The following is a 12764-nucleotide window of genomic DNA, read 5'->3' as shown; positions in this document are numbered from 1 at the left end:
AACATAGGACGACCTCACTGGACTGTCAACACGTGTTGGCCTACGGTCGTTGGCATGGCACTCAAGGAACACCCCGCGCCCACGTCGGCGGCGACGGACGCGCCCGCGCCCCGCCGCTCCGACGCGACCCGCACCGCGATCCTCGACGCGGCACGCGCCCGCTTCGCCGCCGACGGCTACGAGCGCGCCACCATCCGCGCCATCGCCAGGGACGCCCGGATCGACCCGTCGATGGTCATGCGCTACTACGGCTCGAAGGACGGGCTGTTCGCCGCCGTCCTCGACGTCGACCTGCGGCTGCCGGACCCGGCGGGCCTCGATCCGCGGGACGTGGGCCGGGTGCTGGTGAGCCACTTCCTCGACCTGTGGGAGGAGAACGGAGTCCTCACCGCGATACTCCGGGTGGGTGTCACCAATCAGGCGGGCGCCGAGCGCCTCCAGGCCATCTTCAAGGACCAGCTCACGCCGGTCGCACGGCGCGCCTGCCCCGATCCCGAGCAGGCGCCGGTACGGGCCGCGCTGTGCGCCTCGCAACTGCTCGGGCTCGCGCTCACCCGCTACGTGCTGCGGATCGGCCCGGCCGTCGCGCTGAGCCGTGCGGAGATCGTGGCCTGGCTTGGCCCGACGGTCCAGCGGTATCTGACGGCGCCGCATCCGTAGGCCGCGACTCCGATCCGATCACCCTCGCCACGAGGGGACCCTGCCCCACGAGGGGGACCCTGCGCCACGAGCGCGTGCGGACCCTGCGCCACGAGCGCGTGCGGATCCGGCGCCACCGGCGCGTGCGGGCGCGGTGGGGCTGGGCTCTACGGGCCGGCGCGGGAAGCGCCCCGGACGGGGGACAAACACATCGAGGGAGCCCGCGCGACACGTGCGCGGACTCCCTCGACGGAAGTGAAGAAACCGGTGTACCCGGGTCAGCTCTGCTTCTGCGGCCTGTCGGACTTGTCGAGGACCATCACGAGGCCGGCGATGACCAGGAACAGCACGATCGGCGCAGCTACGTACAGACCCAGAGTGTCGATCACGCTCAGGCCGGTGCCGGGGTCGTCGCCGTCGTCGCGGGTCAGCGCGAGCGCGGGGGACGACATGAGCAGCATCATCAGCGTCGTACCGGCAGCCAGGGCGCCGGCGCGCAGGGCGTTCTTCTTGTCCACGGTGCAAACGTAGCGAACACCTGAATGAGTCGCGCGCCCGGGGGTGCCGTACGGAGGCCCCGGGGCCGGAGGGCGCCCCTCCGCTGGGCCCGGGGCGCGGGCCCCGCTCGCCCTCAGGCCGGTGTCCCGGCCGTCTTTCCGCCGGCCTCCGGAACCGGCCCCGCCCCTCGGCCGCCTCCCGCACCAGCGCCGTCCCGCGCACCCGTGCGGTCCCCCGCACCTGTTCGGTCCCCCGCAGCCGTGCCGTCCCGCGGGCCCGAACCGTCCGCCGCACCCGCGTCGTCCCGCACGACCCGATCCCCCGCGGCGCGCCCCCGCACCACGTCGATCAGGGCGTGCAGCCGCGGCGAGGCGGCGAGGTCCTCCAGGGTCACCGGCCGGCCCTCGGCGTCGGCGACGGGCAGGCGCCAGTTGGGGTACTGGTCCCAGGTGCCGGGCAGGTTCTGCGGACGGCGGTCGCCCACGGCGTCCGGGAGCCAGACGCCGACCAGCCGGGCCGGGGTGCGCAGCAGGAAGCGGTGCACGGCCTGGATCTCGGCCTCCTCCGACACCGCCGCGCACCCGCCGCTCGCGCCGTGCAGCAGCCCGAGCCGGGCGAGCAGCGCCAGCCACTCCCCGGCGTCCGCTGCGGCCGCGGCCCGTTCCTGCTCCAGGGACCCGGTCAACAGGCCCAGCCGGTCGCGGAGTTCGACATGGTCGCCGGTGAGCCGGGAGGCGGTGGACGGCAGGTCGTGCGTGGTCGCGGTGGCCAGGCAGTCGGCGCGCCATCGTTCGGGGGGAAGCGGGAGCCCGTCGCCGTCCCAGTCCCGTTCGAACCACAGCACCGAGGTGCCGAGCACCCCGCGCGACTGGAGCGTCTCGCGCACACCGGGCTCCACGGTGCCGAGGTCCTCACCGATCACCAGCGCTCCGGCCCGGGAGGCCTCCAGGGTGAGGATCGCGAGCATGGCCTCGGCGTCGTAACGGACGTACGTGCCCTCGGTGGGCGGGTGTCCCTGCGGGATCCACCAGAGCCGGAACAGACCCATGACGTGGTCGATGCGCAGGGCGCCGGCGTGCCGGAACAAGGCACGCAGGAGGCGGCGGTAGGGGGCGTAGCCGGACGCGGCGAGCCGGTCGGGGCGCCAGGGCGGCAGACCCCAGTCCTGACCGCGGGAGTTGAAGGCGTCCGGGGGCGCGCCGACCGACATGCCCGCGGCAAAGTACTCCTGCTGGGCCCAGGCGTCGGCGCCGTCGGGGTGGACGCCGACGGCCAGGTCGTGCACGAGGCCGACCGACATGCCCGCGTCGCGCGCGGCCCGCTGCGCGGCGGCCAGCTGGGCGTCGGTGAGCCAGGCGAGGCGGCTGTGGAAGTCGACGCGGTCCATCAACTCACCCCGGGCGCGAGCGGTTTCGGACGAGCGGGGGTCGCGCAGGCCGGGTGGCCAGCGTCGCCAGTCGGAGCCGTACAGCTCGGCGAGCGCGCACCAGGTGGCGTGGTCCTCCAGGGCCTCGCCCTCTTCGGCGAGGAAGTCGGCGTAGGCGGCCTGCCGGCCGGGACCGAGCGGCACCGCGCGCACGGCTTCGAGCGCCTCGCGCTTGAGCTCCCAGACGGCGTCGCGGTCGATCAGGGCGCCTTCGGTGAGTACGGAGTCGCGGAGCCGTTCGGCGCGTTCCAGCAGCGAGCGGTCGCAGCCGTCGGCGTACGCGTACTCGGGGATGTCCTCGACGCGCAGGTGCACCGGGTCGGGGAAGCGGCGGGAGGAGGGCCGGTAGGGGGACGGGTCGGTGGGTGTGCCGGGCACGGCCGCGTGCAGGGGGTTGACCTGGACGAACCCGGCGCCGAGCGCCCGTCCCGCCCAGGCGGTCAGCTCCCCGAGGTCGCCGAGGTCGCCCATGCCCCAGGAGCGGCGCGACAGCAGGGAGTAGAGCTGGACGAGCAGCCCGTACGCGCGTCCGGGCGGCGCGGGCAGCCGGGCGGGCGCGACGACGAGGTGGACGTCGGCGGTGCGGCCGTCCGGCGCGGCGGCGTGCAGGGCGTGTACGCCGGGCGGGAGTTGTTCGGGCCGGGCGCGGGTCTCGCCCTGCTCGGTCACGATGCGGAGCCGGGTTCCGTCCGGCAGGGCGGCCAGCGCGGCGGGGGCACCCTCGCCCCAGGACACCACTGTCGGCGGCAGCAGCCGTCCCTTCAGCGCGTCCTCCCGCGCCGCGAGGGCGGCGCGCACGGCGTCCGGGGTGCCCGCGTCGACGCCGAGCGCCGCCAGGGCCGCGACGAGCGCGGTCTCGGACGCGGCGACCGTACGGCCCGGGGACGGCTCGTAGGACGTGGCGACGCCGTGCAGGTCACCGAGCCGCGACAGGGGCGTCGGTGACGGCGCCTGCGCTGATTCGGCGGGCCGGCGAGGTGGCATCTAGACCTCCGACACGGCGCCGGGGTAGGGGGGCGCCCCCTGGTCGGGGCAGGCCGAGAGCTGGGGGGAGGGTTCGCTGGTCAGGGGCACGGCGTCGGTGAGCGGCGGCTCGCTGGTGAGCGGTTCGGCGTCGGGCAGCGGGGGTTCGCTGGTCAACGGCGCCTCCGCGCAGGCGCCTTCGGCGCTGAGCAGGCACAGGTAGGCGCCCTCGGGCTCGGCGGACAGCTCCGCCTCGCGTTTGGAGAGGGCCGAGAGCAGAAGGTGTGCCGATGCGGCCACGGGGGCCTCCTTGTCGAGTACGTCGAGTACGGCGGCCCAGGGCGGTTCCCGCAAAGTCGTGCCGCGCGCTCCGGCCCTGGCGGTCAACGCAGCCCTACCCAGCGGACGCGATGGCAGACGTACAAGGGCGAACAAGGTGCTCCTGGTCACATTCTGTCCCCGTGGTGCGACTCCGAATTGGGGCAATCCTCGCACTTCCACCACTCTCATTGACACCCTCACCACGCGAATGGTGGGCTCGACGCCTCAGCGACAGGGCTGTCGGGGAACCGGGCACAGGGCTGCCGGGGAGCCGGGCCACGAGGAGGGGGAGCGTGCAGCTGCGGCGTGGGAAAGGGGCGGCCGCGCTCGCGTTCGCCGTTGTCGCGGGCGCACTGGGATCGGCGCCCGCCGCCGTCGCCGCGCCGCCCGCTCCGCTGCCCTCCGCGGACGAATCCGAGCCCACCGGGGGCGGGCTGCCCGCGGTCTGGCCGCGTCCCCAGTCGCTGCGCGCGGGCGGCGCGGCGGTCACGGTCACCGACGAGGTCGTCCTGGTCACCGAAGCGCCGGGCGCATCCGGGCCCACGGCCGGGTCCGGTCCGTACGCGCCCGGCGCGACGACCGACCCGTACGCCCTCGACGCACTGCGGGCGCTGTTGCGCCAGGCCGGCGCGCGGAAGATCACCACGGTGCGCGACGGGGACGCCCTCCCGGCGGGTGCGCTGGTGGTGCGCCTCGGCGAGGACCCGGCTGCCACGCCCCGGTCCGGCGTACGGGGCGCGTCGGGCACCGGCGACGCGACGGGCACGCCTGCCGCGCGTGGCCGCACGAGCACGAAGGTCACCGGCTCCTCGCACTCGCCGTCGGTCCCGGCCTCGCGCCACTCCTTCGGCGGGCACGCCGGAAGCAGGGCCTTTGAGGGAGCGCACGGCCTCGGCGCGCGTGCCGGTGCGAGCTCCCTGGAACGGGTCCTCACGGCTCTGGGCGCCGCCCCCCGCGCCGACCTGCCCGCCGGGGGCTACCGGCTGGCCGTCGGCCGCACGGACGGCCGGGACACGGTGGTCCTGGCCGGAGTCGGCGAGGACGGCCTCTTCCACGCGGTGCAGACGCTGCGTCAGCTCGTCGGCGCCGACGGGCGGATCAAGGGCGTCGTCGTCCGCGACTGGCCCGGCACACCCGCACGCGGCACCACCGAGGGTTTCTACGGCACCCCGTGGACCCGTGAACAGCGGCTCTCCCAGCTGGACTTCATGGGCCGCACCAAGCAGAACCGCTATGTGTACGCCCCCGGCGACGACCTCTACCGGCAGGCCCGCTGGCGGGAGCCGTACCCGGCCGCGCAACGCTCGGACTTCCGGGAGCTGACCGACCGGGCGCTCCGCAACCACGTCACCCTGACGTGGGCGGTGGCCCCCGGCCAGGCGATGTGCTTCTCGTCGGACGCCGACGTCAAGGCCCTGACACGCAAGCTCGACGCCATGTGGGCACTCGGGTTCCGGTCCTTCCAGCTCCAGTTCCAGGACGTCAGTTACAGCGAGTGGCACTGCGGCGCGGACGCCCAGGCCTTCGGCTCCGGCCCCGAGGCGGCCGCGAGGGCGCAGGCCCGGGTGGCGAACACGGTCGCCCGGTATCTCGCCGAGCGCCGTCCGGACACCACCGCCCTGTCCCTGATGCCGACGGAGTACTACGAGGACGGCTCGACCGACTACCGTCGGGAGCTGGCGAGCGCCCTGGACGAGGGGATCGAGATCGCCTGGACCGGTGTCGGCGTCGTGCCGAGGACGATCACCGGGGCCGAACTGGCGCGGGCCCGGGACGCGTTCGGCGGCCACCGGCTCGTCACCATGGACAACTACCCGGTCAACGACTACGCACAGGACCGGATCTTCCTGGGGCCTTACCAGGGACGCGAACCCGCGGTCGCGACCGGCTCGGCGGCGCTGCTGGCGAACGCGATGCCGCAGGCCGTGGCCTCGCGCATCCCGCTGTTCACCGCCGCCGACTACGCGTGGAACCCACGGGACTACCGCCCTCAGGAGTCCTGGAGGGCGGCGGTGGACGACCTGGCGGACGGGGACCCGGACCGCGGGGAGGCACTGCGCGCCCTCGCCGGCAACGACGCGTCCTCCGTCCTCGGCGTCGAGGAGTCGGCGTATCTGCGCCCGCTGATCGAGGCGTTCTGGCAGGCGCGGACGAGCACGGACCGGACGGCGAACGAGACGGCCGCACGTCGGCTGCGCGCCGCCTTCACCGTGATGCGCGAGACCCCCGAGCGACTGTCCGACAGCACCCTCGATGCCGAAGTGGCGCCCTGGGCGGAGCAGTTGGCGCGCTACGGGGAGGCCGGCGAGACCGCGGTCGGCATGCTGCGCGCCCAGGCGGACGGCGACGCGACGGCGGCCTGGACAGCGTACCGCGCCCTGGGCCGGTTGCGTGCCGGGATCGCCGCGAGCGAGGTGACGGTCGGCAAGGGCGTGCTGGACGCGTTCCTGAAGAAGGCGCGGTCGGCGTACGAGTCGTGGGCGGGGCTCGGCCACGAACCGGCCGCGGAGCACGGCGCGGCCACGGACGGCCGCACGGTCCGCTTCCCGCGCGCCCGCACCCTCACCGCCGTGAGCGTCCTCACCGAGCCTGGCACGGCCGGCTCCGTCGAGGCGCACGTGCCGGGCGAGGGCTGGCGGCGGCTCGGCCCCCTCGCGGCCGGAGGCGCGACGGAGGTCCCGGCCGGGAAGGACACGGGCGAGAAGGAGACGGGCGAGGAGGCCGGGGAAGGCTGGGCGACGGCGGCGGGGCTGCGCGCCGACGCCGTCCGCGTGACCGGCCCGCGGCCCTCCCAGGTGCGCCATCTCGTGCCGTGGTTCGCCGACTCACCGGCCGCCGCGCTGGAACTGGCGCGTTCCGAGACCGACGTGGAGATCGGCGGCACGGGCCGGGTGACGGCCCGGCTGACGTCGCTGCGCCCCGCCGACGTGCACGGCGAACTGACCGTGAAGGCGCCGAAGGGCATCCGGGCCGAGGTCCCGCGGGCGCCTGCCGCCCTGCCGCGCGGAACAGCCGTGGACGTCCCCGTCGAGGTCACCGTGCCGCCCGGGACACCGGCCGGCGCCTACAGCGTCACCGTCGCCTTCGGCGCGCAGACCCGCACCCTGACGGTGCGTGCCTTCCCCCGCACGGCGGGCCCCGACCTGGCCCGGACCGGCACGGCGTCCTCCTCGGGCGACGAGACGCCCGATTTCCCCGCCTCGGCGGCGAACGACGGCGACCCGGCGACGCGTTGGTCGTCACCCGTGGAGGACGGCGCCTGGTGGCAGGTACGGCTCGCCGAACCGGCGCACCTCGGCCAGGTCCTGCTGCACTGGCAGGACGCCCACCCGTCGGAGTACCGGGTCCAGGTCTCCGCCGACGGGCGCACCTGGCGCACGGCGGCGACGGTGCGGGACGGCCGGGGCGGGCGCGAGTCGGTCCGCTTCGACGAACGCGATGTCCGGTACGTGCGCGTCCAGGGGCTCAAGAGGGCGACGCGGTACGGGTATTCGCTCTGGTCGGTGGGGGCGTACGCGGTGGCTCGCGAGACGCACGAGGACGCGACGAAGACGTCACCCGCCCCGTGAGACCTGCCGGGCCCCGGGCCTGATCCGGCGTCCGGCGTCCGGCGTCCGGCGTCCGGCGTCCGGCGTCCGGCGTCCGGCGTCCGGCGTCCGGCGTCCGGCGTCCGGCGTCCGGAACGACCCGCGGCGACCGGAGTTCCGCCCGCGGGCGCGCACACCGCGCTCCCGGCCCCGCGTCGCCCGTCCGGGCCCCGCACCGCCCGTCCCGGACGCCCGCCCCCGTCCGCGGGTCCGTACACCGCCGGCGCACGCCCTGTACCGCACACCCCGCCCGCCCCCGGGCTCGCCCGTCACCCGTGGCACAGGCCCCTGACGGGCGCCTGCCGGTCACCGCCCGCCCGACCGCAGGCCCGGGCAGCCGTGCGCGCGACGGCAAGTGGCGGGTGCCCCGCGCGAGTTCGGGCCCGCACGTATCCACGCCCTCCCTGCCCGCGCGGACACACTTTTTCGCGAACACTATTCACTCAGTACATATATCGAGTGCATACTGATCTCCATGAGCACCCGTCACATCCTGTTGGGGCTGCTCGCCGGAGGGCCCAGCCATGGGTACGACCTCAAGCGACGCCACGACGAACGCTTCCCACAGGCCCGTCCGCTGGCCTACGGGCAGGTCTACACGACCCTTCAGCGGCTGGTCCGAGACGGTCTCGCCGAGGTCGACGGCACCGACTCCGACGGCGGCCCCGAGCGGACGCTGTACCGCTCCACCGACGACGGATCGCGAGAACTCGCCGAGTGGGCCGCGGAGATCACCCCGCCCGCCCCGTTCGTGACGAACGAGATCTTCGCCAAGGTCGTCGTCTCGATCCTCGCCTCGGCCGACCCGGCCGGCTATCTGCGGGCCCAGCGCGCCGCGCACATGGCACGGATGCGCGACCTCACGGCGGTGAAGACGGCGCCCGGTGCCGATCTCGCGACCGTACTCTCGGCCGACTACGCCCTCAACCACCTCGACGCCGACCTCCGCTGGATGAACACCACGGCGGCCCGGCTCACGACCCTGACCGCGGAGGTCGACGCAGCATGAGCAACCCACTCCTGGTGGCCCGGGACCTCGTCAAGACGCACGGCTCCACCCCCGCCCTGCGCGGGGCCTCGGTGGACCTGCACGCGGGCGAGATCCTGGCCGTCACCGGGGCGAGCGGCAGTGGAAAGTCCACGCTGCTGCACTGCCTCGCCGGCATCGTCCGGCCCGACGAGGGCACGGTCGACTACGACGGCGAACGCCTCGACCGGCTCCCCGAGAAGCGGCTCGGCGAACTGCGGCGCACCGACTTCGGTGTGGTGTTCCAGTTCGGGCAGCTGATCCCGGAGCTGACCGCCGCCGACAACGTGGCACTGCCACTGCTGCTCGCGGGCACCCCCCGCTCAGCGGCGCGGGAGCAGGCCGGCGAGTGGCTGGAGCGGTTCGGGGTCCGCGGTCAGGAGGCACTGCGACCCGGCGAGATGAGCGGCGGTCAGGCACAGCGGGTCGCGCTCGCGCGGGCCCTGGTGACCGGCCCGAGGATCGTCTTCGCCGACGAGCCGACCGGAGCGCTCGACTCCCTCGCCGGGGAACAGGTGATGACGGCGCTCGTCCACACCGCCCGGGAGACCGGCACCGCCGTCCTGCTCATCACCCACGACGCGCAGGTGGCGGCGTACACGGACCGGGAGGTGTCCCTGCGGGACGGGACGGTGACCGCGGAGGGCGCCTGGCACCCGTCCGCGGACGGCACGTCCGGCCCCTCCGCCGCGGGCACGGCCGGGTCCACGGGCACGACGTCCACGGAGGCCACCCGATGATCAACGATGCGCGGCTCGCGCTGCTCCTCGTCCGCGGTTCGGACCGGCGCGAGTGGTGGCGGATCACGCTCACCGCGCTGGGTGCCGCCCTGGCCACGGCGTTCGCGCTCGCGGCCACCGCGGTCGCCTCGCTGCGCGGCCAGTACCACGTGGCCTTGGCCGACGGCCTGCTCGACCAGCCCGGCGAGCGTTCGGGCGTCGTCCTCGCCCTGCTGCTCCTGCTGGTTCCGGTGCTGGGCTTCCTCGGGCAGTGCGCCCGCATCGGCGCCGTGCACCGCGACCGGCGACTGGCCGCACTGCGGCTGGCCGGGGCCTCCCCGGCCCAGGTCCGGCGGATCGCCGCTCTGGAGGCGGGGCTCACCTGCCTCGCGGGATCGGCCGCCGCCACCGTCTCGTGCGTCGTGGTGCTGCGCGGGCAGTGGCAGAGTCCGCCGGGCGTCGTCTGGGGCGGCTTCGCGGCGGTCCTGCTGGCCGTACCCGTGCTGGGCGTCCTGGTCAGCCTGCTGGCGCTGCGCGGTGTGGTCGCCTCACCGCTGGGCCGGGTGCGGCGGGTGCGCCCGGGCACCGGCCGGGGTCCGGGCCTCCCCTTCCTGGTGGCGGCGCTGGTGATCCTTCTCACGGGTCTCGTCCTGGCCCCCGCGAGCTTCGGCGGCTTCGGCACGGCCCCGCTGATCGTCTTCTCCGTGGTGATCCTCACCGGCACCGGCGCGGTGTGGGCGACGGGTGCCGCCGCCCGGTTCACCGGCCGCTTCCTCGCGGCCCGGACGCAGAACCCGGCGACCCTGATCGCGGCGGAGCGTTTGCGCGACGATCCGTGGGCCGCCGCCCGCACCCATGCCGCCGTCCTCCTGGTCACCGTGGTGGGGACGGGCTTCCTGGGGGTGCGGCAGGTCCTGCTGGACGGCCTGCACGGCCGCGACCGCAACACGCTGGCCGAGGACATGTCCTTCTACACGACCGGGGTGAACCTGACCGGCGCCGCCGTCCTGGTCGCCCTGGTGATCACCCTCTCCGGCCTCGCCGTGGGCACCGCCGAGTCCCTGGTCGGCCGCCGTCGCGGGCTGGCCGCGCAGGCCGCCGCCGGGGTGCCGCGGGCGGTGCTGGGCCGGGCGCTGCTCCTCGAAACGGCCCTGCCGCTCGCTCCGGCGGTCGCGCTGGCCGGCGTCGGGGGCCTGGGGATCGGCGTCTGGTACGGGCAGCTCGCCGGCGGTGGGACGGTGCCGCTGCTGCCGGTGGTCGTCCCCGTGGCCGTCTACGCGGCCTGTCTGCTGGCCGCGGCGACGTCCCTGCCGCTGCTGCGTCGCTCGGCACACCCGGCGGAGCTGCGCTACGTCTGACCGGGTCCGGCCGGCCCCGACTCGGGTCGGCCGGGCCGTGCGGACGGGCCGGCTCCCCGGGAGGCACGGGGGTCCTCTGGGGAGCCGGAACGGCGGCGGACGGCGCCGTGCGGCAACACAAAGGCCCGGATCGTCAGGCGGAAATGCCGTCGATCCGGGCCATCGCGTCGTCCGCGCCGTACGGCTGCAGGTATGGCAGCCAGCGCGGGTCCCTATGCCCGGTTCCGATGATGCGCCATGCGAGCCCCGTCGGCGGGGCGGGTTTGTGGCGCAGGCGCCAGCCGATCTCGACCAGGTGACGGTCGGCCTTGACGTGGTTGCAGCGGCGGCACGACGCCACCACGTTGTCCCAGACGTGCTGACCCCCGCGACTGCGCGGGATGACGTGGTCGACGCTGGTTGCGACGCCACCGCAGTACATGCACCGGCCGCCGTCGCGAGCGAACAGCGCTCGCCTGGTCAGCGGAACGGGCCCCCGGTAAGGGACCCGCACGAACCTCTTCAGCCGGACCACGCTGGGTGCGGGGACAGTAACGGTTGCGCTGTGCATGAAGGCGCCGGATTCCTCGAGACAGACAGCCTTGTTCTCGAGGACGAGGACGAGCGCGCGGCGGAGCGGTACGACGCCGAGGGGCTCGTACGACGCGTTGAGGACCAGGACATGCGGCACGGATGCCTCCTTGTACGCCGGCGGCGCGTGGCTCGCGCCGGGACGATCTGCAGTCAGTCTCCCCTCATGCCTGGTGGAAGCGCCACCATGTCCCGGTAACGGGCTGGGAGTGTTTTCGACCACACCCCCTTCATCCCCAGGTGAGCACGGTCTCTCCCTCGAACATTGCAACGATCCACACACGATGCCCCGTTAGTGTGGTGGGTCTGCCCGACGGTGCCCTTCTTGTGTCCCCTGCCGCGGGCGGACCGCTACGCCTGGAGGTACCTGCCGTGTCCCTGCCCGTCCTACTGGCCGTCGGTTCGACGCCGTCGCCGTCCCCCTCGACGTCGACGGACCCGGCGACCGCCACGCTTCAGGACGCCCAGGAAAGTGCGACCAACGCCGCGAGCTGGGTCCAGCAGAACTGGTCCACCTGGCTCGCCATCGGACTGCGGGTCCTGCTGATCCTGGTGATCGCGGCCGTACTGAGAGTGGCCGTCCGGCGGGCCATCACCAAGCTCATCGACCGCATGAACCGCACGGCGCAGGCGGTCGACGGCACCTCGCTGGGCGGTCTGCTGGTGAACGTGGAGCGCCGCCGTCAGCGCTCGCAGGCCATCGGCTCGGTCCTGCGCTCGGTGGCGTCGTTCCTGATCATGGGCACCGCGGCACTGATGATCCTCGGCACGTTCGAGATCAATCTGGCCCCGCTGCTCGCCTCCGCGGGTGTGGCCGGTGTGGCGATCGGTTTCGGCGCCCGCAACCTGGTCACCGACTTCCTCTCCGGCGTCTTCATGATCCTGGAGGACCAGTACGGCGTCGGCGACACGATCGACGCGGGCGTCGCCTCGGGCGAGGTCATCGAGGTGGGCCTGCGCGTCACCAAGCTGCGCGGCGACAACGGCGAGATCTGGTACGTCCGCAACGGCGAGGTCAAGCGCATCGGCAACCTGTCCCAGGGCTGGGCCACGGCCGGCGTCGACGTCACGGTGCGTGCCTCGGAGGACCTGGACGAGGTCCGGTCCGTGCTCACCGAGGTCGCCGAGTCCATGAGCAAGGCCGAGCCGTGGAACGAGCAGCTGTGGGGCCCCGTCGAGGTCCTCGGCCTGGACAGTGTGCTGCTCGACTCGATGGTCGTCCGTGTCTCGGCCAAGACCATGCCCGGCAAGGCGCTGTCCGTGGAGCGCGAGCTGCGCTGGCGCATCAAGCGGGCCTTCGACGCCGCGGACATCCGCATCGTCGGCGGCCCGACCGCGGTGCCCGAGGAGGACGCTCCCGACCCGACGGAGAACGTCGCGGCGCCCTCGGCCCTGGCCAACCCCGCGTCGCCGCAGACCGCCGCCGCCGCGCCGATCCCCGCACCGGCCGTCGCGCCCGGCACCCCGTCCGGCCCGGCGAGGTAGCGCGGCCCCGCAGGCAGGAACGCCGCCCCCGCAGGTAACGAGTCTGTTGCCTCGGGGGCGGTTTCTATTGACGCCCCCTCGGCCCCCGGCCTACGTTCCTCTCACCGAACAGGAAACTTTCCTAACAGTGATCTTGTGGTGGACCGCGCGACCTCACGCGGACCCCCCGTG

General features: G+C 74.4%; 10 protein-coding genes. 6 read left to right on the top strand and 4 right to left on the bottom strand.

The genetic code is table 11. The features are described 5' to 3' along the window. Positions 1 to 54 precede the first annotated feature (54 nt). Positions 55 to 660 carry a TetR/AcrR family transcriptional regulator gene (locus tag ABEB03_RS04645; RefSeq protein WP_345641537.1) on the top strand — a complete coding sequence of 202 codons (606 nt, stop codon included), beginning with the start codon at positions 55 to 57 and terminating at the stop codon, positions 658 to 660. Positions 661 to 917: 257 nt separating this feature from the next. Here the strand turns inward: ABEB03_RS04645 and ABEB03_RS04640 are convergent, their stop codons facing one another. The 3 genes from ABEB03_RS04640 to ABEB03_RS04630 all read right to left on the bottom strand — a co-directional run bounded on the left by ABEB03_RS04640 (position 918) and on the right by ABEB03_RS04630 (position 3826). Then, positions 918 to 1157: a hypothetical protein gene (locus tag ABEB03_RS04640; protein WP_095934379.1), complete on the bottom strand. Its 240-nt coding sequence runs from the start codon at positions 1155 to 1157 to the stop codon at positions 918 to 920. Between the two features lie 113 nt (positions 1158 to 1270). Next, positions 1271 to 3547: a 4-alpha-glucanotransferase gene (gene malQ / locus ABEB03_RS04635; RefSeq protein ID WP_345641533.1), complete on the bottom strand. Its 2277-nt coding sequence runs from the start codon at positions 3545 to 3547 to the stop codon at positions 1271 to 1273. Beyond that, positions 3548 to 3826, bottom strand: a complete 279-nt coding sequence (locus ABEB03_RS04630; RefSeq protein WP_345641531.1) for a hypothetical protein — start codon at positions 3824 to 3826, stop codon at positions 3548 to 3550. Between the two features lie 314 nt (positions 3827 to 4140). Here ABEB03_RS04630 and ABEB03_RS04625 point away from each other — a divergent pair, with 314 nt between their 5' ends. From ABEB03_RS04625 to ABEB03_RS04610, 4 genes are all read left to right on the top strand, one after another. After that, complete coding sequence (locus ABEB03_RS04625; protein ID WP_345641528.1) at positions 4141 to 7416, top strand: beta-N-acetylglucosaminidase domain-containing protein; 3276 nt, start codon at positions 4141 to 4143, stop codon at positions 7414 to 7416. Positions 7417 to 7909: 493 nt separating this feature from the next. Next, complete coding sequence (locus tag ABEB03_RS04620; RefSeq protein WP_345641524.1) at positions 7910 to 8443, top strand: PadR family transcriptional regulator; 534 nt, start codon at positions 7910 to 7912, stop codon at positions 8441 to 8443. Continuing rightward, a complete protein-coding gene (locus ABEB03_RS04615) occupies positions 8440 to 9201 on the top strand; it encodes an ABC transporter ATP-binding protein (protein ID WP_345641521.1) in 762 nt (253 codons plus the stop codon). The genes ABEB03_RS04620 and ABEB03_RS04615 overlap by 4 nt, the downstream gene beginning before the upstream one ends. Then, positions 9198 to 10538, top strand: coding sequence for an FtsX-like permease family protein (locus ABEB03_RS04610; RefSeq protein WP_345641519.1), 1341 nt, complete (start codon positions 9198 to 9200; stop codon positions 10536 to 10538). The genes ABEB03_RS04615 and ABEB03_RS04610 overlap by 4 nt, the downstream gene beginning before the upstream one ends. Before the next feature lie 133 nt (positions 10539 to 10671). Here the strand turns inward: ABEB03_RS04610 and ABEB03_RS04605 are convergent, their stop codons facing one another. After that, the gene (locus ABEB03_RS04605) at positions 10672 to 11208 is read right to left on the bottom strand and encodes an HNH endonuclease (RefSeq protein ID WP_028802683.1); all 537 of its coding nucleotides are present in this window, start codon (positions 11206 to 11208) and stop codon (positions 10672 to 10674) included. Between the two features lie 272 nt (positions 11209 to 11480). Between ABEB03_RS04605 and ABEB03_RS04600 the strand changes: the two genes are divergently transcribed. Continuing rightward, the gene (locus ABEB03_RS04600) at positions 11481 to 12593 is read left to right on the top strand and encodes a mechanosensitive ion channel family protein (protein ID WP_345641514.1); all 1113 of its coding nucleotides are present in this window, start codon (positions 11481 to 11483) and stop codon (positions 12591 to 12593) included. Positions 12594 to 12764: the final 171 nt, after the last annotated feature.

This window comes from Streptomyces siamensis (genome assembly GCF_039543605.1).
Lineage (GTDB): Bacteria > Actinomycetota > Actinomycetes > Streptomycetales > Streptomycetaceae > Streptomyces > Streptomyces siamensis.
Note: the sequence above shows the minus strand (reverse complement) of the source record. Positions and strands in the feature narration are given on the sequence as shown.

Bases quoted from the DNA above. Each gene is read 5' to 3' on its own strand.
- ABEB03_RS04645 (WP_345641537.1), top strand. From the start codon at position 55: ATGGCACTCAAGGAACACCCCGCGCCCACGTCGGCGGCGACGGACGCG.
- malQ (WP_345641533.1), bottom strand. From the start codon at position 3,547: ATGCCACCTCGCCGGCCCGCCGAATCAGCGCAGGCGCCGTCACCGACG.
- ABEB03_RS04620 (WP_345641524.1), top strand. From the start codon at position 7,910: ATGAGCACCCGTCACATCCTGTTGGGGCTGCTCGCCGGAGGGCCCAGC.
- ABEB03_RS04615 (WP_345641521.1), top strand. From the start codon at position 8,440: ATGAGCAACCCACTCCTGGTGGCCCGGGACCTCGTCAAGACGCACGGC.
- ABEB03_RS04610 (WP_345641519.1), top strand. From the start codon at position 9,198: ATGATCAACGATGCGCGGCTCGCGCTGCTCCTCGTCCGCGGTTCGGAC.